A 24,836-nucleotide genomic window follows, 5' to 3' on the forward strand; every position below is an offset into this window, starting at 1 on the left:
CAGCGGACTACGGGCGCACCGTTAGATAGATAGAGGCGCTAAATGGACTGAGATGGGATGCAAGCGAACTGTTAGGTGCCCGATAAACCGTAACTTTGGAGGCCTTTTAGTAAGCCTACTCTTTTTATCTACACGTCTCTCAACATGCGATTATTCTCTACCCTGAGCCTGGTGCTCTGTGCATTCACTATCCTGACGGGGCAAGCGAACCCTCTCTTCGTTTTCGAAAATCCGACGGCGGGTGCGACGGGCGAAGACCTCACCGCCACCGTTCAATTGGTTGCCGCCGCGGGCGAGGTCGACTACGCGAAACAGTACCACCTGCCGGTAGCGGGAGGAAAAGGAGTGGACGTGACCTTCGAGGAACAGCGTTCGATCCACCCCTTTAGGGGCGTACGGATCTTCCACGGCAGCTCCGGCGACCCCCGCTTTGCCCACCTGCCGCACTACCGCGACGTGATCCTCGTACTGAACGAGCCGGCGGGTACGCTTTACCTGACCTACAGTACGCCGACGGGCGAAGTGGCCGTGAGCTACCATGCAGGGAAGTACCGCTACGAGCAGCGGCCCCACCGCGGCAGCCCCGATAAACACGGACACGTGGCGTTCGCTGAAAAAGCACTGGCGTTGCAGGATAACATCAGCCCCTACTGCCAGGAACAAGACGCAAACGGGCGCCTGATCATGGACGTGCTGTTTACCTTCAGTATCGAAGCCACCACCCGGCAGGAAGATATTCTGGGCTTCACCGTGGCGATGGCCGAAACGGTGAACGTCGCCTACGCCAATAGCCTGATCGATAACACCCGCATCCGCGCGGTGAACGTCGCCGTGCGCGATAACCATACAGGGGTGGATTCGCCCGCGCTCGGCACGAACCCGATTACCTACGCTACGGATATGGCCGAAGTCGCGGCGGATATGATCGCCGATTTCCAGGCGGGAAAGGACGGGGCGAATAACAATTTCGGTGGCTGGGCTTCTACGGGCGGCTTCTCGTCGATCTCCTACATCAGTAGCAGTACGATCTTCCGCCACGAGTACGGACACAACATGGGCAGCTCCCACTGTAGCGGGAATTCGATCCGGCCCTACGCCGCCGGTTTTGATAACGGAACGGAAAGAACCATCATGTGTGGCAACGACGTGCCCTATTTCTCCAACCCGGATATTGACCTGGGCAACGGCCCCCTCGGAGACCCGGCTACGGCCGATAATGCCCGCCTCACGCGGGAGTTCGCCAGCGCAAAGGCTAACCGCGCCCGCCACATCGTACCCTACGACGCTGGAGACGGTGGCGATTGTGGTACGCCCGCCCTGGCGGAGGAGTACTACCTGCTGCAGAACGTAGCGACCGGCAAGTACCTCGGCCCCACCCGTTTTGGTGCGGCGGGCAATCCCCTGATTCTGGTGGATGTGGCCGATGAGATCCAGTACGTCTGGGAAGTCCACCACACCGGCGACGGCTCGGCGATGATCCAAAACGCAAATACTAAACGAACCGTCGAGGCCGACGGCAGCAACCGTGGTACGGAACTGGCCCTGGCCGCCACGACCGCGGACCTGGAGCAACGCCTCAACATTACGGCCACGGCAAACGGGACCTACGTAATCAACTTTATCAGCAACGACCTGATCCTCCGGCCCGCCACGGCCAACGCCGCCGATGAAGATCCTCTCTTACAGGATACCCTGACGGGAACGGACCTCGATGAGTGGCAATTCGTCACCCCACCGGCGGGCCTCGCACCAACGGACGACGTGGTTAGCCTCGATCTGCAAGCTACGGACGCTACCTGTGTGGGGGGCAGCTCCGGCTCCGTCACCCTCAACGTAACGGGCGGTAGCGGCAGTTATACCTACGAATGGGAAACCGGCGAAACCACCGCTACGCTGACCGACGTGGCGCCGGGGGAATACCGCGTCACCGTCACCGGTAGCCCCAGCTCCAAGCAGTACGCCGCCGTAGCCCAGGTGATGACGAAAGATCCGCTCATCATCAATGGGTTCACCCAGTCTACCGTACCCGGCACGAAGGGTGGTATCACCGTAACGGCCGTAACGAACGCTAATGGCAACCTTAGCTACGCCTGGAGCGATGGGGGCACGGGCGCCGTCCGTACTGGGTTGGATGCCGGCGATTACACCGTTACGGTGACGGACGCCGACGGCTGTACGGACGAACGGATCTTCCGGGTTTCGCGGTCCATCGACGAGACCCAGCTCTATCTCATCGAGGATACCCAAACCGGGGAATACATTGGTCTTTCCGACGTAGCTAACCCCCGGCGGCTGCTGCGGCAGGGCAATTGCCCCTCCGATAAGTTTGGCCACACTTTCGAATACCGGGGTGAATTTACCGGAACCTGGATCATCAGGAACCCGAGCAACAATAGCGTGTACGACGTGGACGCCGACGGGAATCTCTACTCCTGGTTCCTGGCGGGGAATGGTCTGCAGTACTTCTTTTCGGAATTTCCAGATAGCGATAAGGATGACCTCGTCACGTTCTGCAATGGGGGCGGCTGCGTAACTGTCGCGCCGGAAACGGACGGGCTCTCCGCCCTGTCGCTCCAGGATCAGGGTGCTGGCTTACAGGTACTTCGTTTGATTCCGGTTGACGACTGCGGTGGCTCGGCGGGAGACGCTTGCAACGATGGAAATAACTCCACTGACGACGATATCATTAGTCTCCTCTGCAACTGCTGTGGCGAAGAGAACGACTGCTTCGACGTAGCCGGCGCCGCACCCAATGGCGATGGCGACCTGGACGGCGACGGCGTTTGCGTTACCGACGACTGCGATGATAACGATGCGACCTACTACGTCGGCGCTTTGTGCGACGACGGGGAAACTTCCAACTACGGTGATGCTTACGGTGACGACTGCCTCTGCGCCGGCCGGCCGGAAGTGTGTTCTGAAACGGGGGATGATCTCCCGGTCGTGTCCTTCGAGGGAACGGCCATAGCCTCCTCGACCCTGTCCACTGGTGGACCCGCCAGTGTACTGACGGACGGCATCATCGACGGTGCTTTCAGCAACGGTAACGTCTGGCACAGTGATGCTTCCTACTCTTTCGTGGATATTGATCTGAATACGGACCAATCCATCCGGGAACTACGCGTGTACCCGCGAACGGATCCGGATCTCGCCCGACTGGCGCGCCTGTTTATTTTCATATCCGATTCTCCCTTTACCGGCCCCAGCGTCGAAGATTCTCGTGACCAATCAGTTTACGAGTACCAGATTCCGACCGACTATACGGGAAACGACCCGGTAGTCATTCAGCCTAACGTGATTGGCCGGTACGTCCGGATCAAGCAGGGTGAAGTTGGCCGCATCAATTTGACGGAGGTCGAAGTGCGCTCCTGCCCGCTGGATAAGTCTTTGCCCGTAACGCTGCTCGACTTTACGGGCACCACGCTGAGTAAAACGAACCAACTGGACTGGCGGGTGGCCGAAGAATCGGCTTTCTCCCACTACGTCGTGGAACGTTCTTCCGCCGACGGCCCTAGTTTCTGGAAGGCCATTGGCGAAGTGACCGGTACCAACGCTGGCTCGGCAGATTATCATTTCCTCGATGAATCACCGCTACCAACCGCCCTCTACCGCCTGCGGATGGAGGACCTGGACGGGACGTTTACCTACAGCCCCGTAGTCCACCTTCAGCGTTCTGCGGACGGCGGCTTCACCGTAGCGCCCGTGCCGGCGACGGCCTCCTTTACCCTGCGCGGTTTGGTACCCGAAAGCGGCCCAGTGACCATTTACTCTACTACGGGGCAGTTGGTAAAGACGCTACGCCCGGGTGCGGTCACTACGATTCGTGTTGACGTGCAGCAGTGGCCGGCTGGGGTTTATTTGGTGCGGGATGGACTTGGGGTGGTGCGTCGGGTTTTGGTGGAGTAGGGATGCTTAACCGTGATTAAATTCATCAGGTTCTCCAAGCGGCCGATGCAGGAGGTTCTTGGAGCGGCCGGGTTGAAAAGGGTATGCGACCGTGGCATTCCGTTCTTTAAGCAGCAGACTTAAACTCAATCCCAAACACCCTACCTTCACCCCCGTGAAGTCCCAAATCCCCAACGCCATCACGCTGCTCAACCTCTTTTCCGGGTGCGCGGCCATCATCAACATCCTCGACGGGCAGTTCACCGTGGCCTTCTGGTTCCTCTTCGCCGCCGGGCTATTCGACTTTGCGGACGGCCTCGTCGCCCGCCTCCTCAACGTAAGCAGTGAGCACGGGAAGGAACTGGATAGCCTGGCGGATATGGTGAGTTTCGGAGTGGTGCCGGCGATGATTTACTACGTATTCTTAGAGATTGGCCCACTTGGGGGAAGCCCCATGAGTTTTAATCTCAACTATGAGATGTATGGGCTAAACAGCTCCATGGTGGATTCAATCTCGTGGTCCTGGGTAGCTGCACCTGCGCTACTCGTAGCCTTATTTAGTTGCCTCCGTCTGGCCAAGTTCAACCTGGATACCCGGCAGACGGAAAACTTCATTGGAGTTGCCACACCTACGAGTACGCTTTACGCGGCTGGGCTGATGTTGATTTTCGTGCACAATCCATTCGGTTGGGGTCCTTACGTTCTGCATCCTCTGGTGCTTTACCCTTCCATCCTGGCCTTCTCTTACCTCTTAGTAAGTGAGCACCCGATGTTTTCTTTCAAGATCAAAGGCATGCAGTGGGCGGGCAACGAGACGCGAATTATCTTTGCGGCACTTTCGGTACTGCTGCTGGTGTTTCTGCGCACGGCGGCCTTTCCGTTCATCGTCGGCGTGTACCTGATCATCAACCTCGTCAGCCCGCCGAAAACCAGTTAGCCATGAAATTCTACGCCCACATCAACATCATGCCCAAGACGGAACTGCTCGACCCACAGGGAAAAGTAGTCGTCAAAAACCTACCCAACGTAGGCATTGAAGGCGTAGAGGACGTACGGATCGGCAAGCACGTCATGATCACCGTCGAGGCGGATACCGAGGATGCCGCTCACGACAAGGTGGACCGCGCGTGTAGCAAACTGTTGGCTAATCCGATCATGGAGGATTATGATTTTGTGCTTGAAGAAGCATAAGGACTTTAGATCTTAGAAATTAGATTTTAGACAGCCCGCGTCTAAAATCTAACTTCTAAGATCTAACGTCTGACCGAGAGAAAACCCTGTAGTTAAGTTTGGCGTTTTCAAAGCATGAAATCCCCCGAAAACTACAACCCCCTCACCCGCGAAGAAGAGCGCATCATCGTCCACAAAGGCACCGAGATGCCGTTTACGGGCGAGTACAACAACTTTAAGGTAGACGGTGTCTTCGTCTGCCGCCGTTGCGACGCGCCGCTGTACGACAGCAAGGACAAGTTCAGCTCCGGCTGCGGCTGGCCCAGCTTCGACGACGAAGTGCCGGGCGCCATCGAAAAGATCCGGGACGCTGACGGCCGCCGCGTCGAGATCCTCTGCAACAACTGCGGCGGGCACCTTGGCCACGTTTTTGAAGGGGAACGCTTTACCGAAAAGAATACCCGCCACTGCGTGAACTCCCTCAGCATCAAGTTCGTCGCCCGCGATAAGTGGAACGCCGAACACCCCGAAGGCTGAAGGGCAAACACCCATTTGCAGACCATTTACCTGGCGAGCGGCTGTTTTTGGGGAAGAGAATACTATCTCCGCCAGTTACCCGGCGTGGTGTCGACCCGGACCGGGTTTGCCGGCGGCCGCACCCCCAACCCGAGTTACCAGCAAGTCTGCACGAAAAAAACGGGCCACGCGGAGACCGTTGAGGTGGTCTTTGACCCGCGAAAGCTAAGTTTTAGAAGGTTATTGACGGAGTTTTTTACCCTTCACGATTTTACCGAGGATCGTCGGGGCAATGGTGGTCAGTACCGTTCGGCCATCTTTTACCTGGAGGGCGATCGACGGTCAATGATGCTTGCTCGGCTAGCATCCATGTTGGTCAATAAGTTGGAGGCTCACGGCTATAAGATTAAAACGGGAATCAACCGGATCAAGGCCTTTTACCCAGCCGAAAGTCGTCATCAACAGTACTGTGCGGCGCGGGGGCTTACCCCCAAAAGGCAGGATTCAGAAGCCATTAGAGAAATTTTAACGCGTTAAGGCGGCACTGCTTATTCGTAAAATTCAGTTCCTGGAAAGGTAAGATTATTCGGTCCCCACGATCTCTACCGGTACAAACGCCGGAAAAAGGGGCATTCGCCGTTGCATCCTCCGAACAACGCTGGATCAACCGAATGTCTGGCGGGACAGCAATTAGCTTACTCGTTGGTTAACAAAGACTTACGAATGAGCAAACCTTGATCGGGTGCGTTTAATGGACGTATCTTTGCCCTCCCTTTTTAGAAATCCCAAAGACCTCGGGCACCCAGCCCCACCAAATCACGCCGCCGGCAACCGCTCATTCACTGAGCCTCCCCGCCCTGACGGTAATTGTTTAACGAAACGAAATCATATGAGACAGCTCCTCGCGTGTCTAGCTTTTGTTTTCCTTTTTAGCCTTCCCAGCTCTCCCCTGGCCGCCCTGGATCTGTTTGATCCCGCCGCCAGTAACCCACAAACCCTTTCCCGACAGATTGATCGCCGCATTGAGCGCCTGGGCCTGCCGGTCGCCACGCCCGCTACGGATGCTCAGTTGCACCGGAAACTGCGCGACTACCTGGGCGGCCACCACCAGACCGAAAATATGCTCGGCCGCGCGGAGGCCTATTTCCCCATTTTTGAGGAGATCTTCTGTCAGTACGACATCCCCACGAGCCTGAAATACCTCGCCGTCGCCGAGTCCATGCTCAAGCCCCATGCCCAGTCCGGTGCGGATGCGGCCGGTCTCTGGCAGTTGATGCCCCAAACGGCCCGCGCCTACGGCCTCCGCGTTGATTACCTCATCGATGAGCGTCTGGATCTGCAGAAATCAACCGACGCCGCCGCGCGCCTTCTTCGCGATCTCCACGAGCAGTACGGCAACTGGCACCTCGCCATTGCGGCCTACAATGCGGGTACTACGCGCGTTTCCCGAGCGATTCGCCGCAGCGGCGGTTCTACGAATTATGACCGCGTCCGTCGTTACTTACCACGTGAAACGAGAAATTACGTTGGTGCCTACATCGCCGCGGCCTACACCCTCAACTACTACCACATCCACGGCCTAAGTGCGGCGGAGGCGACCGATGCCACCACGACGTTCAACATTCACCGCCGCACTTCCCTGCGCGAATTGGCTGGCCTTTCGGGTTGCGATTATCGTACGCTGCGGCGCCTGAACCCATCGCTTGTGCGCGGTATCGTACCCACTTCCACGGCGGGTTATGCATTGCGCTTACCACTGGCCCACGAGGAGCAGTTGCGCCACGCCATCTGGGGGGCCGGCAACCTCGTCGTCACCTATTCACTCGCCAATTTGCGCGAGGAGCGGGCGCTGGCGCAGGTGCAAGGTTTTTCGGCAAGTAACTGGCTATTAGGTGCCCACAACGTCCTGAACTTTGACGCCGACGAAGAGCGCACCCGGATTGCTGGGGAATGGAGTAGGGGTTGGCGAGAAATTGCTTAGGAGACTTTAGAAGTTGGATTTTAGACATTAGACACCGCCGGACCTCTGATCCCGGTAGGGATCACCGTGATAGCCGGGGATCAGACTGACCGAAGGTCAGGAAAGATCCCAGGCTTTTTGGCGAGAAATCGCTTAAGAGACTTTAGAGGTTGGATTTTAGATTTTAGACGGCACCGTCCAAAATCTAACTTCTAACGTCTAAAATCTAAAGTCCCTTAAGCGCTCGATCCAATTGCCGCTTATTATCCTTCTGCTTAATCGTAGCCCGTTTATCGTAGTTCTTCTTACCCTGAACGAGGACGATCTCTAGCTTGCAGATGCCCCGTTCGTTGAGGTACATCCGGTAGGGGACGATGGTAAACCCTTTCTCCTTGGTTTTCTTGAGCCACTTGTTGAGTTCCTGCCGTTTGAGGAGCAGTTTGCGGGGGCGCCGCTCTTCGTGATTGAACTGGTTCCCCTGCTTGTACTCACCGATAAAGATGGACCGGACAACCAACTGGTCGCCTTCAAATACGCAGTAGGCATCCCGCAGATTGACGAGTCCGCTGCGGATACTTTTGATCTCGGTACCGGTCAGGACGATGCCGGCTTCCATCAGTTCCAGGAAGTGGTACTCGTGCTTCGCTTTCCGATTTACGTATTCAATCTTCTTCTTGTCGGCCATGGGTGGTGGGGCTGGGGCGGTAAATTAAGGAACCGCTCCCGATCACTCCGGTAGCGGCCCGTTACGTAACGTCACCATTCGGGGCAAAGGTTCCGGATGGTTGCGGGAAGATCGACGAAGTTCTTTAGTACTCCTTCCAGGTCTTTAGCTGGATGCGGGCAACGGCTGCCCCATCGCCAATTTCGGTGGCGACTTCCCCGAAGGAAGGGCTCCGCCATTTGGAGGGTGGGGTGCGGGTAAATCCGTAGGGTTCCGTTGGCACGCCCAGGAAGTTGGTATCCAATTTTCCGTTGCCATTGAGGTCCTGGAAGGCAGCAAATACGTAGGTGCCAGCCGCGGGTAAATCCAGCGCAAGTTTGGTGGAGGGTTGGGTGAAGGGCTGCACGGTACCCGTCAGGGAGGCATCACTGGCAAAGTCCTCCGGCGTAGCAAATACCGCTACGTGAACTTTACCCGTAGCCTCACCCGTCGTCGTAACGATCAGATCGACGGACTGTGGGCCGGGTACGAGCAAGAGCAGGTGGAAGAGAAGTGCGAGCATAAAAAATGGGTTCGTCGTTTGTAGTAAACGACGAACCCGGTCTTTTGTGGTTGTTACAACCGTTAAGTCTGTCCTAAAAGCTGCCTGGAACTAAATAGCCCGTCAGTCGGCCTGATTTAGTGCAATGAGGGAGCCAGAAATTTAGACTGAAAATCTAGCAGTACCGATCGTAGGCCATCTGCAGATTCGCGGAAATGATCTCCGCGCTCCGGCCCTCAATGTGGTGGCGCTCCAGGAAGTGGACGAGTTTGCCATCCTTAAACAGGGCGATGGATGGGCTGCTTGGAGGGTAAGGCAGCAGGTGCTCCCGCGCGGTGGCGGTGGCTTCCTTATCCACGCCGGCGAATACGGTGTAGAGGTGGTCGGGCGCCTTTTCGTTCTGGACGGACATCTTCGCACCGGGGCGCGCCATGCCGGCCGCGCAGCCACAGACTGAATTAACGACGAGGAGGGCCGTGCCTTCCATATTACCGAGGGCTTCGTTTACTTCTTCGCTGGTGCTGAGGCTGGAGAAACCAAAGGCCGTCAGGTCCTTGGACATGGGGATCGTCAATTCACGTGGATACATGGGGGATATTTTAGTTTTGAGTTAGTAACGCTCATGCGTCCGGTCCCAAGACTAGGGAATGGCCGGATCGCAAGTAGCGCTCGTTGCCCATAAATTACAGTTCACCGGCAAGTTTGGTTGTCCTACTACGAATAAGCAGGCGAGTAATTTGGGTTGCGCCACCCGCCGACCCACGGCCGGGCCTAACCCTAAACACCCGTTAAGTCATCCACCAAGCAGGGGCAAATTGGACTTCGCCTTACCTTCGCGCTCACCTTACTGGATGACTGCATGAAGAATAGCTTACTGACCGGTGTTTTTGCCCTGGCGGCCCTGATGCTTGGCGCCTGCTCGTCGGACGTACTCCCCGAGCCCGTGGAAACGCCGTGCGTGGATATCACCCCCAACTACGTGGATGACATCCAGGGCATCATCGAGCGATCCTGCGCCTACAGTGGCTGCCACTTGGGTGGCGCCCCGGGCACCTATAACGACTACGCCGGCCTCCTGCCCGATCTGGAATCCGGACGCTTTGAGAACCGCGTCGTCAGTCTGCGGGCCGACCCCAACGTGGGGATGCCACCGGATTACGCTCCCAGCGATCGCCCCAAGGACCTGACCCCAGGGGACCTCGAAATGATCATCTGCTGGCTGGAAAATGGTTTCCCGGAGCAGTAATTCTTTCCGCTTTCGGGGCATCCATAAGTTATTTAGCCGGTCCCCATCCCCCCATTTACTATGCACCTGCGGCAGCGCCAAAAAATGCTGATGAAACTCCACTTTACCTTTTTACTCGTATTAATTACCCTGAGCCTCAGCGCCCAGCGCGAACGGGTCTCCCGTGGTTTTAAGGACACCCGCGCCGTGAACAGCCACAGCGTGGAAACCCTGCCCCAGGGCAAACTGGACGTACGCATCAGCCACCGTTTTGGTGACTTGTTTGGAGACGACGGTGGGTGGCCAACCTTCTACGGCCTCGAAAATGCGGAGGATGTCGCGATCGGCGCCGAATACGGATTTACGGACGTATTCACCGCCGGAATCTACCGGGCGAAGGGTGGTGGCGCAACACCATCGGGCCAAACCGGCTTGCGCAGAAATCTAAACGGCGTCCTGAAGGTGCGCCTGTTGCACCAGGAAAATGGGGGCAACCCGCTTTCCCTGGCGTTGGTCGGGAACGTCTCGTTCAGTACCGACCAAAAGATTGAGGGTAACGACAACCTGATCCAGAGTTTTCCGGAATTTGGCCACCGTTTTGCCTTTAACAGTAGCCTGGTGTTGGCCCGGAAGTTTGGCGAAAAGTTTACCTTCCAGCTGGTGCCGGGCGTAACCCACCGCAACCTGGTCCCGTTTGAAGGGGAGAATACTTTGTTCAGCCTCGGAGCAGCCGCGCGCTACCAGGTTTCCCGCGTACTGGCCATCATGGTGGATGGAACCGCTCCCTTCAGCAGTACCCTGACGACGGATAATGGCTACGAAATTCCCCTCGGCGTCGGGTTTGAATGGGATACGGGTGGCCACGTCTTTCAACTGAATTTCACTAACGCAACCGGCATCTTCGAGACGGATTATATCCCTTACACGGTGGATAGCTGGGGTGCGGGGGAGTTCCGAATGGGCTTCACCATTAGCCGCTGGTTCAACCTGTAGGCCCGCTTCGCCGGTCAGAAAAGGCACTAGCTTTCCTGGCCAACCGTTATTTACTTTCCACGACTGCTCCTGATGAAATTTATTCTTCCCCTCCTGTTTTTGCTGATCCTGGCCTTCTCCGCTAACCCGGAGCGCCTACCGGTCGTGGACCAACAAACGCCGGTCGTAGAAGTACTCCGGGCCCTCGGCGCACCCGAACGGGCCGATACCCGCGTCCGGCCGGAAGAAGGAGGCAGCCTGGCGCTGGGCGAGGATATCGTGCTGCGGGGGATGCTCTCCAACGGCAACGACCAGTCCGCTCACTTCAAGTGTACCAGCTGCCATAATGTGGTGCGGGAAGATCCGGTCCTAACCAGCATGGACCCGGAAGCACGGCTCGTCTACGCGGAGGAAAATGACCTTCCATTCCTACCGGGGACGACCCTGTGGGGCGCCGTAAACCGGGAGACCTATTACAACGGTGATTACGAAAAGAAATACGGCGACCTCGTCAAATACGCCCGTAATGACCTGCGGGGAGCCATCCAACTTTGCGCGACGGAATGCGCCCAGGGCAAGCCGCTGACGGGTAGGGAAATGGAATCCGTCCTGACTTACCTCCACACCATTGGCCTCAAACTCAGTGACCTGCCGGAACCCGAAATGGCGGTTAAGCGCGTCAACGATGAGTTGCTGACGAAATCGATGGACCATTCTCCCTTCATCGCTTCGCTAAAGAAAAGCTACGCCACGGCCAGCCCGGCGACGTTCGTCCTGCCGCCGGAGAACCGTAAAACGGGTTACCCGCTGACGGATACCCCCGACCCCGCGCGTGGCGAGGCCATCTACGACCGGTCCTGCATGCACTGCCACGGTGAGCAGCGGTACAGTTTCTTCCTGATGCGGGATAACGAGGAGCATTACCGGTACCTCAGCCGCCACTTCCCGAAGTACACGCGCTACTCCACTTACCAGACAGTGCGGTACGGGACGAGCCCCATCCCCGGCAAGCGGGCCTACATGCCCCACTACACCCAGGAGCGGATGAGCGATCTGCAGGTGGAGGACCTGCGGGCATTTCTGGCACGGGGAAGTAGCAAATAATCGCCGCTGCGTTCGCCCCTTTCGTTTGTACCTTACGCTTCTATCCGCTAATCCAACCGGGTACTCGGGCCAAACTACAAGGTTACGGCTGGGTACTTAAGCACTCCTAGATGTCACACAAGCCACACCTTACGCCGCTGAACGGGCACGTTACCCTCCTCTCAACCACCCAGACGCAGTACCTCTCGGAGAAGATCGCGACCACCTACGGGCAGGACCTGGCGCCGCTGGAATTTGCCAAGTTCAACGACGGGGAGATGCAGCCGATCATCAAGGAAAGCATCCGGGGGGAGTACGTTTTCATCATTGGGTCCACCTTTCAGCCCCACGATAACCTGATGGAGATGCTGCTGACGATCGACGCCGCCCGACGTGCTTCGGCCGGCTACATCTGCTGCGTGATGCCCTACTTCGGCTACGCCCGGCAGGACCGGAAGGATCAGCCCCGCGTCCCCATCAGCGCCAAACTTATTGCCAACCTCCTCGTAGAGGCCGGCGCCGACCGCATCATGACGTTGGACCTCCACGCCGACCAGATCCAAGGCTTTTTCGATATCCCCGTGGATCACCTCCAGAGCCAGGCCGTGTACATCCCCTGGTTTGAGGGGCAGGACATGAGCAACGTTGTTTTCGCCAGCCCCGACATGGGCGGCGTAAAGCGGGCCCGCGCCTACGCCAAGTACTTCGAGCGCGACATGGTCATTTGCGACAAGTACCGCAAACGCGCCGGTGAGATCGCCGGCATGACCCTGATCGGCGACGTCAAAGGCGCCGACGTCATTCTGGTGGATGACCTCGTCGATACCGCCGGCACCCTCTGCCGCGCGGCGGATCTAATTTTGGAGAAGGGCGCCAAATCCGTAAAGGCCATCGCCACTCACCCCATTTTAAGTGGGGATGCCTACGAAAAGATTGAAAAGTCCGCCCTCTCGATGCTCATCGTTTGTGATGCGGTGCCCTTGAAGCAGATCAGCCCGAAAATCAAGGTGTTGTCTTCGGCGAAGTTGTTCTCGCGCGCCATTCGGAACGTGCACGAGAATGAATCGATTTCGGCGTTGTTTGTTAGTGGGAAGTAGGGTTTGAGGGGATAACGAAAACCCGGGGTCGTTCGGCTATGCCTCTGTAATTCTAGAATGGGCCATCGTTTTCTGAAATGAGTTACCGTTTAGGGCCACTTGTCAAATGAGTTAATGTTTAGGGCCACGATTTAGTAGAATGGGCCACCTGACGGTGTGCCATCGCTACGCAGGCGGGCCCTTCGGGGCCGGGTGATGATAACGAAAACCCGGGGTCGTTCGGCTATGCCTCCTTGACCCCGGGCTAACGCGCCTGTCCCTCCGGGACAGTGTGGTGCCCGCGTGAATCCTCAGTTTCTCTAATTGCTCTTCTTTCTCTTTTGAAACCGCCGGAGGCAAAACAAGGCAAGCGGCCACGTCTCGACATCTTTAGTAGAATGGGCCACATTTTTGTAGAATGGGCCACCTGACGGTGTGCCATCGCTACGCAGGCGGGCCCTTCGGGGCCGTTGGTCTTGGGGGAAAACCGCCGGAGGCCTCCCCAACCTCTCCCGCTCTCCGAAACAGGATGACGAATGTGCTAACCCTACGGAGAGTGTGTGTTGCCCGCGTGAATCCTCAGTTTCTCAAATACCTCCTCTTACTCCTTGGAACCCGCCGGAGGCACCCCCGCCTATCTAAAATCTAAGATCCAACCTCTAACGTCCAAACAAAAAAAGACCCTGACGTTGCACCGTCAAGGTCTTGTAGGGTAGTTTCTTGAACTACTTGTAATAACTGGAATCTAGGGCGCTAGGTGCGCCAAAACCTTTCAATAGGACGGAAGAAAACCAACAATCTACCGTCAATACAATTCGAACACGCTTTTTGGAAAAACTCGATGGAAGCGTTGCACCGCTCCCTTTCGATGATTCAAAGATAGAGTGGGGGGTAGGGGGGTACTACCCCATGCCTATGGGGTAGGGGTTCGTGGTACTGTTAAAGTGGTCTTACCAACCCTGCAGACACCAAGTAAAACCGGGGCATTGAGGCAGCCGGCGGGCAAACTGTCGCTTAGGTGACGGGAAAGAGTTCCAGCGCAGCGGCGGTCTCAATCATCTTGGCCCGGGCGGCTTCGAATTCGTTGGGGATGTCTCCGTCCAGGATGGCTTCGCGGACGGCTTCTTTGATCTTCCCTACCTCCCGGCTAGGTTTGATGCCAAAGGTTTCCATGATGTACTCCCCGGTGATGGGGGGCTGCCAATTGCGAAGTTGGTCCTTCTCTTCCAGTTCCGTCATACGGGCGCGGAGGGCACCGTAGTTCTGGAGGTAGCGGGTAACCTTATTGGGGTTCTTGGAGGTGATGTCACTCTCGCAGAGCGTCATCAGGTCATCGATGTCGTCGCCGGCGTCGAAGAGGATGCGGCGGAGGGCGGAGTCGGAGATCTCCTCTTGCGTCAGGGAGATGGGCCGCTGGTGAAGGGCGACGATCTTCTGTACGTACTTCAGCTTATCGTTCGGCAGGCGGAGGCGGCGGAAGATCTTGGGTACCATGTTTGCCCCGACGGCATCGTGGGCGTGGAAGGTCCAGCCCGTCCCGTTTTCCCAGCGTTTGGTGCGGGCCTTCCCGATGTCGTGCAGGAGGGCAGCCCACCGAAGCCAGAGATCGTTTGATTTTTCGGCTAGTTGGTCCACCACCTGGAGGGTGTGGAGGAAGTTGTCCTTATGCTTACGGCCATTGCGGCTCTCCACTCCCTTGAGGGCGGTGAGTTCGGGCAGGACGTAGTCCATCAACTTCGTATCGCTCATCAGTTTGAGACCTACACTGGGCTTGGGGCTGAGGAGCAGCTTATTCATTTCCGTGGCGATCCGTTCCCAGCTGATGATCTTTAGCCGGTGGGCGTGGTCGCGCATTCCGATGAGGGTGAGGCGGTCCACCTTAAAACCCAGTTGAGCGGCGAAGCGGACGCCCCGCATCATCCGTAAAGGGTCATCAGAAAAGGTCTTGCCCGGTTCTAACGGGGTAACGATACGCTTGGCCTCCAGGTCTTCCAGCCCGTTGAAGGGGTCGATGATGGTGCCGTAGTCGTGCTCGCTTAGGGAAATGGCCAGGGCGTTGATGGTGAAGTCCCGCCGGTTCTGGTCGTCGGAGAGCGTCCCCGATTCTACGGTGGGCTTACGGCTGTCGGACCGGTAGGATTCTTTGCGGGCGCCTACGAATTCGATCTCCAGGTCCCGGTGTTTCAGGGCGGCGGTGCCGAAGCGCTTGTAGACCGTCACCCGGCTGCGGGGGTGGAGGGCGTTGCCTACTTTTTTGGCCAGTTCGATCCCGCTTCCAACGCAGACGATATCGAGGTCCTTACTCGGGCGGGCCAGGAGGCGGTCGCGTACGTACCCACCCACGACGTAGGTCGGGTAGCCCAACTCAGCGGCGGCCTTGCTGATGACCTCAAAGATCTTGCGTTCGTTCTTGCGAATTTGAAATACCATACGATCGGGGCGCGAAGATACGCCGTGGTGAGTTGCCGCATCGTCAAAAAGCCCGGCGATTAAGTGGGTGACCCTTGCGTAAATCAATCCGTCTAACTTGTTGCCGGCCTTAATTGGTTGCGGCTCACCGAAGCTTGCTTAGTGTTAAAGGCAATCGCTTTATCCCAAAAGCATAAACATGGCTTAACATAGCAACTTATACCTTTGTGCCCGAATACGTTACAAACCAATTTTAACCTACCTCTTCCGCCCGAACCAATCCTACCTTATGACCAATATCTACTCTCTGAGGACGGCTTTTGCTGTTCTACTTGCTCTCTTCCTTTGCACCTGCGCCAGCGCCCAAACTACCCTCGCCTTCCAGAGTTTTGAAGGGACGGCGGACGACACCTGGGGCTACACCCTCGACCCCGAAACTTACAGCGTAGGGGATGACTACTGGGAAGTGCGCAGTAACGTCAACGACATTGACCCATTTGACGGAACCATGCTATTTGGTGGCCGGGACATAGAAAACAACAACGGCGGCCGCTCCGGAGATAACTTCATCATCTTCGACCAGGTGGATCTGACCGGCGCCAGCAACGTATTGGTCTCTTTCTATTACAACGTGCACGAATTTGACTCCGGTGATGACTTTGCCTACATCCTTACCGTTGACGGGAACACGGAGGACGAAGTACTGCTCATCGACGGTGCCAGTAACCTCAGCTCTAATGGTTGGGAACGTGTGGAGATCATGATCCCCGATGGCGCTACTTCTGTACAGTTGACGATTGCCGTAGACCAGAATGGCGGCAGCGACTGGTTCGGTGTTGACCTTTTCGAAGTAGCCTCCGTCCCCTGTGGCATCACCACTTTTGGCCCCGAAGAAGTTGAGTGTATTACCGAGACACCCGCTGCTGGCTCCGATAACTTCCGCATTTTTATTCCCTACACCGGGATGGATAGCGACGTGACCATCACGGTAGAAGCGGGCGCCACTACCCCCGCTTCCGACGTCACGGCTACCACAACCAACGTAGGGAATGACCCCCAGACGGAACCGGACGGGACCATCATTCTCGAAAACTCCGCCGGTGAATTTGAAGAAGGTGACGAGATCCGCGTTACCCTCAGCGATGCTTCCGGAGACTGCTCGTTCGTCCTCGAGATCAGCACCACCGAAAACCAGTGCCGCAACCCCTGCGACCCCAACATCAACCCCGATAACATCGTATTCAACTGTGACACGCAGACGGATGGCATGGACCCCGGCTCCGCGCTGGTGGCCTTCACCAACGGCCCCGAGCCCGGCGTTGTCGTTACGGTGGATGACCCGACTGTAACCATCAGCGGCGATGACCCGGCGGTCGATGATGACGGTGATATCCTGCTCGGCAACCTCGTGGAAGGCAACTCTTACGTCCTCACCCTGTCGGGCGGCGGCTGTATTAACGGCGAAGAAGTCATCGTGCCCTTTACGTTTATGGATGGCAGCTGCGTCCCCGTAGATCTGGTGATCAATGAGATCAACGCTGACCCTGATAGCGACGCGAATCAGGACGGTATCCTGAGTACCTCCGGCGATGAGTTCGTAGAACTTTACAATACGGGTTCTACTCCCCTCGACGTAAGCGACTTCACCGTTTCCGAACCCGGTGGCGGCGTTTTCTACACCTTTCCGACGGGGACAATGATTCCGCCCAGAACCGGCTACGTCATCTTCGCCGCGCCCACTACGGCAGATTTTGGTTGCCCGGTAGCGGCCTCCGATGGTGGCTTGATCGGCCTGAATAATAGTGGCGACGAAGTTACCGTTCGCAACGCTATGGGCGGCACGGTTGTCTCCGTTACCTACAGCGGCGCCAGTAACCAATCGTTGGCCCGGAGCCCGGATTTTACCGGTGATTTCGTGCCCCACACCACTATTACTTCGAACCCGGTAGAGATCTCTCCCTGCCAGTTCAACACCATCCCCGGCCTCGTGCTCCCCATCGAACTGCTCAGTTTCACGGCCCGCGCTGATCGTAAGCAGGTCGCCATCAACTGGGCTACGGAGAACGAGGAGGACAACGCCCACTTCTACGTCGACCGCTCCGCCAACGGCGCTGCCTGGACGGAACTCGGTATGGTAATGGCCGGCACCGCTACTGCCAATGACTATAAGTACATGGACGACGCTCCGCTGGCCGGTACCAATTACTACCGCCTTCGCCAGGTGGATCTGGACGGCACGATGACGGAATACGGCCCCGTTTCGGCGGATTTCGCCGGTACGCGCTTTGCCGTTTACCCCAATCCGGCGACGAACGTGCTGAATTTCAACCAGTCCCTCGCTGACGGTGAGTCGGCTAGTTTGACGGACGTTAATGGTAAGGTGATCCGCCAGATCCCCGCCGGTAGTAACCGGGTCGATGTCGATGACCTCGCCGCCGGCGTCTACCTGATCCGCCTCAACCGCAGCGCGGCCAGTGAGACGATTCGTTTTATCAAGCGCTAAACGTCTCGTTTAAGGATTATTCCTAGAAACCCCGCCACCGTCACCGAACGATGGCGGGGTTTTCTGTTTAGCGGGTATGCCCCTGAATAACCCCACCGGTTTTGCCCCGCACGCCGATAGGGCCTACGCGCCCATCAGTGCCTGTACCGTTTGCGCGGAGCACCTTCCGCTTGGCCCCAAACCGATCTTTCGCCTCCACCCGAAAGCCACCGTGGCGCTCATCAGCCAGGCACCGGGGCGGCTCGCTCACCAGTCGGGCGTGGCCTGGGATGACCCGAGTGGCCGCAAGCTGCGGGAGTGGCTTGGCGTTACGGAGGAGCAGTTTTACGATAGCCCCACTTTCGCCGTTACGCCCATGGGTATGTGCTACCCCGGCAAGGGAAAGGGTGGCGATCTTCCTCCCCGCCCGGAATGCGCGCCGCTGTGGCAGGATACCTTGCTAGGCTTACTACCCAACGTCAAGCTCAAGATCCTCATCGGGGCCTATTCCCAGCAGCGCTACCTGGGAGATCGCCGGAAAAGAACGCTCACTGAGACCGTCCGCAACTACCGAGCGTATCTGCCAGAGTACTTCGTCGTCCCACACCCCAGCCCGCGCAATGGCATTTTCATGCGGCGCAACCCGTGGATCGAGGCGGAAGTCATCCCGGAACTCCAATCGTTGATTAAGGATCTTTTGCCGTAGGTTCGTCCAGTTTTACCCATTGCTATGCCTGAAACGGAGTGGTTTGGGAAAATTAGCGCGACGTTATTTTTGTGTCTACCTAGGCAGAAAATTTAAGCATAGCCATAGCTATGGTTCAATTTTCTAACGACGGTAGACGCGAAAAGAACAAGCGATAAATTCCCAAACCACTTTGATTCAGGCAAATGCACCTGCGACCGCGCCCTAGTCCGCTACAAAAATTAGAGTTGCCCATCGCTCAAAAGCAGGGGGTAAATCTTTACGTGAAGCGCGATGATCTCTATTCGCTCAAGCCCGGCACCGCTCTGCAGGGAAACAAGGTCCGTAAACTCTTGCCCGTCTTAGAGGCGGCATTGGAGGAAGTGGAACCGCCGGTACTCCTCAGTTTTGGGGGCGCTTACTCCAACCACTTGGCGGCCCTCGCAACGGCTGGCGCAGCATTCAAACTGCCAGTCCACCTCATCATCCGTGGCGAAGAAGTAGACAATCCACTATTACAATTTTGCGCTGCCGCGGGTGCCAGGTTGGAGAAGGTGACCCGCTTCGAATACCGAAGACGCAACGATCCACTGTGGGTAGATGGCCTCCAGAAAAGACTAGCCGCCGAGCATAAAGTTGGGGTGGATAGAATCTGGCTCATCCCCGAAGGCGGTACCACCGAAAAGGGAGTTGCCAACGTCGGGAAATTGGTGGAAGAGATGACCAAGCAGTTGGGAACAATCCCGGATTATTGCTGCGTCAGCGCCGGCACGGGAGGTACGGCCGCCGGCATCATCCGTGCCGCGGACCCCACAACTCGCATCGAAGTTTACCCCGCCCTCCGCGGCAATTGGATGCGCCAAGAAATCGAGCAATGGCTGAATCCGACGCACACCAATAACTGGACGTGCGTAGAAGGCTACGAATTCGGCGGCTACGGGAAATTCCCGACCGCCTGGAAACGAGCCACCACCGGCCTGGCCACCCGAGCCGAGTTGGACGTACCTGGCCTGCCGCCTCTCGAACCCATCTATACCGCCAAGTTATTCTCGGGGGTGCTGGACCGGCTTAAACGAGGGGTCTACGCGTCAGGGTCAAATGTGGTCATTGTCCACACAGGCGGTATTTACTGAGTTAGTCGAGTGGCGAATTGCGATAAGCCTTATCTTACCTCAACAATCCTTACGCATGCCCAATTACACCCTGAAAGTGAATGGCGAGGACCGGCAGGTCGACGCTACCCCCGAAACGCCCTTACTCTGGATTCTGCGCGATGACCTCCAACTGGTCGGTACGAAATACGGATGCGGAATCGGATCCTGCGGCGCCTGTACCGTGCACGTCGATGGCGCCGCTATGCGAAGTTGCCAGACCCCGATCAGTAAGGTGGGGACGTCGGCCATCACGACGATTGAAGGGCTTTCCGAGGATGGCTCCCACCCCGTACAGCGGGCCTGGTTGGAGCACGACGTGCCCCAGTGTGGATACTGCCAGTCCGGCCAGATGATGAGCGCTGCTTCTCTGTTGAGCAACACCCCGAACCCCAGCGACGCGGAGATCGACGCCGGCATGAGTGGCAATATTTGCCGTTGTGGAACCTACACCCGTATCCACGCCGCCGTGAAAACCGCCGCCAAGCTATCTCCTAACTCCTAAGCCAACCTCCATGAAAAACCAGCCACGCAACAATCGCCGCAATTTCCTGAAGGTATCCGCCGCCGCCGGTGGCGGGCTCCTCCTCGGAGTAACCTGGCTTACCTCCTGCGACCGCAAACCCGCCATCGAAGCCGGTACCGGTTTCCAAATGCCCCCCGAACCCGAACTGCCCGAAAACTGGAGCGAGGTCAACGCCTTCGTCAAAATTGGAGAGAATGGGGTGGTGACCATCTACAGCCCCAATCCGGAGATCGGTCAGAACGTAAAAACCTCCATGCCCATGATCGTAGCCGAAGAGCTCGACGTGGACTGGAAGGACGTCATCGTCGAGCAAGCCGGCTTGGATACCGATAAGTTCAGCCGTCAGATCGCGGGGGGCAGCCAGTCGATTCGACAAGGGTGGGAAGGCCTGCGCAAGACCGGGGCCACCGCCCGCTTCCTCCTCGTCGCGGCCGCCGCCGAGAAACTGGGCGTCGCTGCTTCCGAATTAAGGACGGAGAACGGCACCATTCACCACGACGCTTCCGGCCGGTCCCTCGGCTACGGGGAAGTGGCCACCGCCGCCTCCGGTATCGAGGCTCCGGAAGAAGTGACGCTGAAAGACCCCAAAGACTTCACCATTATCGGTAAGGGAAAGGGCAAAAAGAACGTGGACGCCCGCAAGATCGTGACGGGTAAACCACTCTTCGGGATCGACCTGCAGGAGCCCAATATGCTGGTCGCCGGCATCGTCCACCCACCCGCTTTCGGGCTGGAATTGAAATCTTTCAACGAAGACGAGCTTAAAGCCATGCCGGGCATCCGCCACGTGGTAAGAATCAATTCTAAACCGGATGGCGCGAAGATGCAGTGGTCCGACGTCAACGCTTTCCCCAACCTGATCGCCATCGTGGGGGATAAGACCTGGCAGGTCTTCCAGGCAAAAAAGGCCGTCCGGGCGGAGTGGGAACGCACCTCCCCGGCCGAATCCAGTAACCAGCACCGGACCGAACTGGCGGACCTCATCAATACCTGTAAAGGGGAGGAAGCCCGCCGCGATGGGGATCCGGAAAAGGCTTTTGCCGAAGCCGACCGCATCGTCGAAGCCACCTTCTCCGCCCCCTTCCTGCCCCACAATACGATGGAGCCGATGAACTTCTACGCCGACGTCAACGACGAACGCGCGCTGCTCAACGGACCCATTCAGACGCCGGAATTCCTAAGGAAGACCATCAGTACCGTCACCGGGCTGGGGGAAGAAAAGGTCGATATTCAGATGACCCGCATGGGGGGAGGTTTCGGCCGCCGCCTGTACGGTAACTTCGGGGTGGAAGCTGCCCTTATCAGTAAGGCCGTGCAGGCTCCGGTAAAACTGGTCTACACCCGCGAGGACGATATGACCCAGGGAACCTACCGCCCCGACTACTTGGTCCACTACCGCGCCGCCCTCGACGCTGATGGCAATCTGACCGCCTTCCACGTAAAGGGGGCGGGTACGAACGGTTCTCCCGTCTTCGCCAATCGTTTCCCCGCCGGGGCGGTGGATAACTACCTCGTAGAAAACTTCAGCCGAGAATCCAACGTATCGACGGGTGCCTGGCGGGCGCCGCGGTCCAACTTCATCGCGGGCGCCGAACAAGCCTTTCTCGACGAGGTGGCCGAAGCGGCCGGGAAGGATCCCATTGACTTCCGCCTGGCGCTGTTTGACCGCGCCATTAACGATCCGGTTGGGGAAAAGAATGATTACGACGCCGAGCGTTACGCCGGCGTACTGAAGCTGGTCCGCGAAAAGTCAGATTGGGACAACACGGCCGGCCAGCACCGCGGCGTCGCGGCTTACTACTGCCATAATTCCTACGTCGCACAGGTATTGGACCTCAGCATCAAAAATGACCGCCCCCGGGTAGACCGGGTAGTGTGCGCCGTTGATTGCGGTATCGTCGTTAATCCCGAAGGTGCCCTCAATCAGATTGAGGGAGGTATCATCGATGGGATCGGCCACGCCATGTTCGGGGCCCTCACCTTCACCGACGGGAAGCCCGACCAAGAGAACTATGATACCTACCGGCTCATCCGTCACGCGGAAGCCCCCCGCTCCATCGAGACCCATTTCGTCGACAACGGGATCGCCCCGACGGGTTTGGGCGAGCCTTCGCTGCCGCCCATCAGTGGAGCGCTGGCTAATGCGCTCTACAAGGCGACGGGGACGCGAGTGTACGACCAGCCCTTCGCTAATCCCACGCTACGGGGCTGACTTTCCTCGTCGTCGGACGATTCACCAGCTAAAAGGCGTAGCCGTTAGCTGGCATCGTCCGACGACTTATTACCTGGATAGGTTGGAATTCCGAAAGGAACGACCCGATAGTCGTCTGACGAACTGAATAAAGCGCCGGAGATCATTTCCAGTGAATTCGTCCGACGATTATCCTAGCGATAGAACACCCCAATTGAAGTTCCGTACAGCCAGGCTTTGCGCTCGGTTCCGGATAATTGGGAGGTGCCAAAGTTCAGCCGCTCCAGGCGGCCCGTGAGTTGCAGGTTCCACCTCGCGTCTTTCCCGATGGGTAAGCGCAGGCTGGGTTCCAGGCGGTAGGAGACGTGAAACTGATCCGTTTCTCCTTCCGTCGTGACGGGTACCCCAAATCCACGGGGGGTCAACGTCCGGCCAGTTGCGGAGAGACGGGTGTTGAAGCTGGCCCCGGCGGAGAGCCCGGCTACTACCCGGCCAAGTTGGCGCTCGTAGCGGATCCGGAGGGGGATGGAAAGCCACGCCAGGTGGTTATTGTGGCTAATCTGGTAAGTGCCCGCACCTTTTGTTGTTTGGTCGGGGAAACTGGGGTGGGTCGTTATAGTATCAAACTCCATCCGGTGCTGAAGGAGGGAGTGGGTGCGGTTAAATTCTAATCCGGACCCAACCGCGAAGCCTTTGCCCAAGCGGTAATCGACGTTTAAGCTGAGGTGTTGTCCGGCAGCTCCGGAGGTAGCGTCCGTGAGTGTTTGGGTGTTTCCTTCCGCTGCGTTGCCTACGAATTGCTCGCTCATTACGTTGGTACCCGCGGCAGCGCCCAACTCACACTTACTTGGTTGCGGTTCGAACGCAGTTTCGGTGGTTTCAGGAACAGGGACAATTGGTGAGCGCGAAGGCAGTTCAACAGCAATTTCTAGCGGAACCAGTGCCGAAGTTGCCAGGAGTGGGCTGCCTTCGGTACGTTTCAGCGGGCGCTGCCACGGGTCCAAAGTTTCGTCGGACGGGGTCGCCGCAATATTAGTATCCGACGTAGATGATGGTGAACTACTGCTAACGTCAATAGGCTTGCTTGTAGAAAGAGTTGTGATAGAAACCATAGGCAGCCGACCCGTAACTGGCGTGGTCAAACCAGACTGATTTCTCCCGTTGGAGCGCTTAGCCTGATCAGATGCCGTCATCGTGTGGGTACCAGCTGACGCAGTGGTGGCTTCAACTGTAGTCTCGTCCGAGCTCTTGGCCAGAGACTCCTCTTGATTCGTACCCATTGCATTGCGCTGGATGAGTTCAGTAGTGGCCACGGTATTATCACTTTGCTCCACTCCGCTGGGTGAGTAATTGATGGCCGTCCACACTCCGCCGGCGGTCAGGAGGAGCAGGAACGGGAGCCACCAATACGCCACCCAACCACTCGCAGTGGGTGCCGCAGCGGGCGCGACCGGAAGTTGGCTACCGATGGCCGCCCACAACGCATCCTTTTCCGCGGGCTCCGGGGTGGAGTCACCGTTACGTAGGCGCCGGACCAGATCGTCTTCAGCGAAGGGCATGGTTAAGGATTGAGGGCGATGAGTAAAATGTAGACATAGGGTTAGTTGCTAAAGGTGGCCGATGAGCTGGATTACCACGGCGAGGGGCGCCGCCAGGCTATCCGGTTTGCGGCGGAAAAATTCCCGCAGGGGATGGTCCGGCTGGCGATCGAGCTCCCGTTTGACCCACTTGCGGGCCCGGCTCAAGCGCTGCCGGGATACGGCGGGGGTGATGCTCAGCATGCGGGCGATCTCCGGGTGGTCGTACCCTTCCACGGCGGCGAGGTTGAATACCAGGTAGTAGTCGCGCGGCATTTGTTTTAGCCAGGTGACGAGTTCCAGGTCCGTCAGTTGTTCGAGCGCGTTGCGGGCGGCATCCAATGTTTGACGGGGGATATCCTCGGGTGGGAGACATACTTCCGTAGGTGCCCGGCGATTGCGGGCAAGACACTTGTTGATGGTGATCCGCCCCGCCCAGGTGCTGAATTGGCTCCGACTACCGTCGAATTGGTCCAGGTGCTGGAAGATGCTGAGGTAGGCTTCCTGCAATACATCCTGGGTAGCTTCCGCGTCCGTTAGGTACCGTTGGGCGAGGTAACGCAGGCGAGGTAGACTGAGCTCGTATAAACGACGCTGAGCCTGCCGCTGGTTAGCGCGGCAGGCTTTAATCAGCTGTTCGTTTATCGGAGGGTGGGCCAAATTGATTGGGTTGGAACGGGTAGGTAAGATAAGGCCGGGAGGAGAAGGCTTCCCCTCCCGGCA

General features: G+C 57.6%; 21 protein-coding genes. 15 read left to right on the forward strand and 6 right to left on the reverse strand.

Annotation, left to right across the window (positions count from 1 at the left end):
* Positions 1–144 precede the first annotated feature (144 nt).
* The 6 genes from A3850_RS06925 to A3850_RS06950 all read left to right on the forward strand — a co-directional run bounded on the left by A3850_RS06925 (position 145) and on the right by A3850_RS06950 (position 7,552).
* Complete coding sequence (locus tag A3850_RS06925) at positions 145–3,906, forward strand: hypothetical protein (RefSeq protein WP_068215138.1); 3,762 nt, start codon at positions 145–147, stop codon at positions 3,904–3,906.
* 154 nt (positions 3,907–4,060) lie between these two features.
* Complete coding sequence (locus A3850_RS06930) at positions 4,061–4,822, forward strand: phosphatidylcholine/phosphatidylserine synthase (RefSeq protein WP_068215139.1); 762 nt, start codon at positions 4,061–4,063, stop codon at positions 4,820–4,822.
* Between the two features lie 2 nt (positions 4,823–4,824).
* Positions 4,825–5,076: a phosphoribosylformylglycinamidine synthase subunit PurS gene (gene purS, locus A3850_RS06935; protein WP_068215140.1), complete on the forward strand. Its 252-nt coding sequence runs from the start codon at positions 4,825–4,827 to the stop codon at positions 5,074–5,076.
* Between the two features lie 114 nt (positions 5,077–5,190).
* Positions 5,191–5,592, forward strand: coding sequence for a methionine-R-sulfoxide reductase (locus A3850_RS06940; protein ID WP_068215141.1), 402 nt, complete (start codon positions 5,191–5,193; stop codon positions 5,590–5,592).
* A gap of 15 nt (positions 5,593–5,607) precedes the next feature.
* A complete protein-coding gene (gene msrA / locus A3850_RS20565) occupies positions 5,608–6,108 on the forward strand; it encodes a peptide-methionine (S)-S-oxide reductase MsrA (protein WP_076639930.1) in 501 nt (166 codons plus the stop codon).
* A gap of 352 nt (positions 6,109–6,460) precedes the next feature.
* Positions 6,461–7,552: a lytic transglycosylase domain-containing protein gene (locus A3850_RS06950; protein WP_068215143.1), complete on the forward strand. Its 1,092-nt coding sequence runs from the start codon at positions 6,461–6,463 to the stop codon at positions 7,550–7,552.
* Positions 7,553–7,757: 205 nt separating this feature from the next.
* Here the strand turns inward: A3850_RS06950 and smpB are convergent, their stop codons facing one another.
* The 3 genes from smpB to A3850_RS06965 form a co-directional block, all read right to left on the reverse strand.
* Positions 7,758–8,216: an SsrA-binding protein SmpB gene (gene smpB, locus A3850_RS06955; RefSeq protein WP_068215144.1), complete on the reverse strand. Its 459-nt coding sequence runs from the start codon at positions 8,214–8,216 to the stop codon at positions 7,758–7,760.
* A 124-nt stretch (positions 8,217–8,340) separates the two neighbouring features.
* Positions 8,341–8,757 (reverse strand): DUF2141 domain-containing protein, encoded by a 417-nt coding sequence (locus A3850_RS06960; RefSeq protein WP_068215145.1) that lies wholly within the window; start codon positions 8,755–8,757, stop codon positions 8,341–8,343.
* Positions 8,758–8,911: 154 nt separating this feature from the next.
* Positions 8,912–9,325 carry a BrxA/BrxB family bacilliredoxin gene (locus A3850_RS06965; RefSeq protein WP_068215146.1) on the reverse strand — a complete coding sequence of 138 codons (414 nt, stop codon included), beginning with the start codon at positions 9,323–9,325 and terminating at the stop codon, positions 8,912–8,914.
* A gap of 270 nt (positions 9,326–9,595) precedes the next feature.
* Here A3850_RS06965 and A3850_RS06970 point away from each other — a divergent pair, with 270 nt between their 5' ends.
* The 4 genes from A3850_RS06970 to A3850_RS06985 all read left to right on the forward strand — a co-directional run bounded on the left by A3850_RS06970 (position 9,596) and on the right by A3850_RS06985 (position 13,113).
* Complete coding sequence (locus A3850_RS06970; protein WP_068215147.1) at positions 9,596–9,982, forward strand: hypothetical protein; 387 nt, start codon at positions 9,596–9,598, stop codon at positions 9,980–9,982.
* 90 nt (positions 9,983–10,072) lie between these two features.
* Positions 10,073–10,954 (forward strand): DUF5777 family beta-barrel protein, encoded by an 882-nt coding sequence (locus A3850_RS06975; protein WP_068219514.1) that lies wholly within the window; start codon positions 10,073–10,075, stop codon positions 10,952–10,954.
* 72 nt (positions 10,955–11,026) lie between these two features.
* Positions 11,027–12,037 carry a cytochrome c gene (locus A3850_RS06980; protein WP_082921667.1) on the forward strand — a complete coding sequence of 337 codons (1,011 nt, stop codon included), beginning with the start codon at positions 11,027–11,029 and terminating at the stop codon, positions 12,035–12,037.
* A gap of 110 nt (positions 12,038–12,147) precedes the next feature.
* Positions 12,148–13,113, forward strand: a complete 966-nt coding sequence (locus A3850_RS06985; RefSeq protein ID WP_068215148.1) for a ribose-phosphate pyrophosphokinase — start codon at positions 12,148–12,150, stop codon at positions 13,111–13,113.
* A gap of 993 nt (positions 13,114–14,106) precedes the next feature.
* Here the strand turns inward: A3850_RS06985 and A3850_RS06990 are convergent.
* On the reverse strand, positions 14,107–15,522 hold the full coding sequence (locus A3850_RS06990) for a CCA tRNA nucleotidyltransferase (RefSeq protein WP_068215149.1): 1,416 nt from the start codon (positions 15,520–15,522) through the stop codon (positions 14,107–14,109).
* Positions 15,523–15,790: 268 nt separating this feature from the next.
* Between A3850_RS06990 and A3850_RS06995 the strand changes: the two genes are divergently transcribed.
* The 5 genes from A3850_RS06995 to A3850_RS07015 all read left to right on the forward strand — a co-directional run bounded on the left by A3850_RS06995 (position 15,791) and on the right by A3850_RS07015 (position 22,557).
* Positions 15,791–18,004 (forward strand): lamin tail domain-containing protein, encoded by a 2,214-nt coding sequence (locus A3850_RS06995; RefSeq protein ID WP_068215150.1) that lies wholly within the window; start codon positions 15,791–15,793, stop codon positions 18,002–18,004.
* Between the two features lie 76 nt (positions 18,005–18,080).
* Complete coding sequence (locus A3850_RS07000) at positions 18,081–18,689, forward strand: uracil-DNA glycosylase family protein (protein ID WP_068215151.1); 609 nt, start codon at positions 18,081–18,083, stop codon at positions 18,687–18,689.
* A gap of 185 nt (positions 18,690–18,874) precedes the next feature.
* Complete coding sequence (locus A3850_RS07005) at positions 18,875–19,801, forward strand: 1-aminocyclopropane-1-carboxylate deaminase/D-cysteine desulfhydrase (protein ID WP_082921668.1); 927 nt, start codon at positions 18,875–18,877, stop codon at positions 19,799–19,801.
* A 55-nt stretch (positions 19,802–19,856) separates the two neighbouring features.
* Positions 19,857–20,324 (forward strand): (2Fe-2S)-binding protein, encoded by a 468-nt coding sequence (locus tag A3850_RS07010; RefSeq protein WP_068215153.1) that lies wholly within the window; start codon positions 19,857–19,859, stop codon positions 20,322–20,324.
* Positions 20,325–20,334: 10 nt separating this feature from the next.
* Positions 20,335–22,557 carry a xanthine dehydrogenase family protein molybdopterin-binding subunit gene (locus A3850_RS07015; protein ID WP_068215154.1) on the forward strand — a complete coding sequence of 741 codons (2,223 nt, stop codon included), beginning with the start codon at positions 20,335–20,337 and terminating at the stop codon, positions 22,555–22,557.
* Between the two features lie 173 nt (positions 22,558–22,730).
* Here the strand turns inward: A3850_RS07015 and A3850_RS07020 are convergent, their stop codons facing one another.
* On the reverse strand, positions 22,731–24,095 hold the full coding sequence (locus A3850_RS07020) for a hypothetical protein (protein ID WP_068215155.1): 1,365 nt from the start codon (positions 24,093–24,095) through the stop codon (positions 22,731–22,733).
* A gap of 48 nt (positions 24,096–24,143) precedes the next feature.
* Positions 24,144–24,773 (reverse strand): RNA polymerase sigma factor, encoded by a 630-nt coding sequence (locus tag A3850_RS07025; RefSeq protein ID WP_068215156.1) that lies wholly within the window; start codon positions 24,771–24,773, stop codon positions 24,144–24,146.
* Positions 24,774–24,836: the final 63 nt, after the last annotated feature.

The organism is Lewinella sp. 4G2 (assembly GCF_001625015.1).
GTDB lineage: Bacteria > Bacteroidota > Bacteroidia > Chitinophagales > Saprospiraceae > Neolewinella.

Bases quoted from the DNA above. Each gene is read 5' to 3' on its own strand.
- A3850_RS06960 (WP_068215145.1), bottom strand. From the start codon at position 8,757: ATGCTCGCACTTCTCTTCCACCTGCTCTTGCTCGTACCCGGCCCACAG.
- A3850_RS06965 (WP_068215146.1), bottom strand. From the start codon at position 9,325: ATGTATCCACGTGAATTGACGATCCCCATGTCCAAGGACCTGACGGCC.
- A3850_RS07000 (WP_068215151.1), top strand. From the start codon at position 18,081: ATGCCCCTGAATAACCCCACCGGTTTTGCCCCGCACGCCGATAGGGCC.
- A3850_RS06980 (WP_082921667.1), top strand. From the start codon at position 11,027: ATGAAATTTATTCTTCCCCTCCTGTTTTTGCTGATCCTGGCCTTCTCC.
- A3850_RS06990 (WP_068215149.1), bottom strand. From the start codon at position 15,522: ATGGTATTTCAAATTCGCAAGAACGAACGCAAGATCTTTGAGGTCATC.
- A3850_RS06985 (WP_068215148.1), top strand. From the start codon at position 12,148: ATGTCACACAAGCCACACCTTACGCCGCTGAACGGGCACGTTACCCTC.
- A3850_RS07010 (WP_068215153.1), top strand. From the start codon at position 19,857: ATGCCCAATTACACCCTGAAAGTGAATGGCGAGGACCGGCAGGTCGAC.
- purS (WP_068215140.1), top strand. From the start codon at position 4,825: ATGAAATTCTACGCCCACATCAACATCATGCCCAAGACGGAACTGCTC.
- A3850_RS06975 (WP_068219514.1), top strand. From the start codon at position 10,073: ATGAAACTCCACTTTACCTTTTTACTCGTATTAATTACCCTGAGCCTC.
- A3850_RS07005 (WP_082921668.1), top strand. From the start codon at position 18,875: ATGCACCTGCGACCGCGCCCTAGTCCGCTACAAAAATTAGAGTTGCCC.
- A3850_RS07020 (WP_068215155.1), bottom strand. From the start codon at position 24,095: ATGCCCTTCGCTGAAGACGATCTGGTCCGGCGCCTACGTAACGGTGAC.
- A3850_RS06925 (WP_068215138.1), top strand. From the start codon at position 145: ATGCGATTATTCTCTACCCTGAGCCTGGTGCTCTGTGCATTCACTATC.
- A3850_RS06940 (WP_068215141.1), top strand. From the start codon at position 5,191: ATGAAATCCCCCGAAAACTACAACCCCCTCACCCGCGAAGAAGAGCGC.
- A3850_RS06995 (WP_068215150.1), top strand. From the start codon at position 15,791: ATGACCAATATCTACTCTCTGAGGACGGCTTTTGCTGTTCTACTTGCT.
- A3850_RS07015 (WP_068215154.1), top strand. From the start codon at position 20,335: ATGAAAAACCAGCCACGCAACAATCGCCGCAATTTCCTGAAGGTATCC.
- smpB (WP_068215144.1), bottom strand. From the start codon at position 8,216: ATGGCCGACAAGAAGAAGATTGAATACGTAAATCGGAAAGCGAAGCAC.
- A3850_RS06950 (WP_068215143.1), top strand. From the start codon at position 6,461: ATGAGACAGCTCCTCGCGTGTCTAGCTTTTGTTTTCCTTTTTAGCCTT.
- A3850_RS06970 (WP_068215147.1), top strand. From the start codon at position 9,596: ATGAAGAATAGCTTACTGACCGGTGTTTTTGCCCTGGCGGCCCTGATG.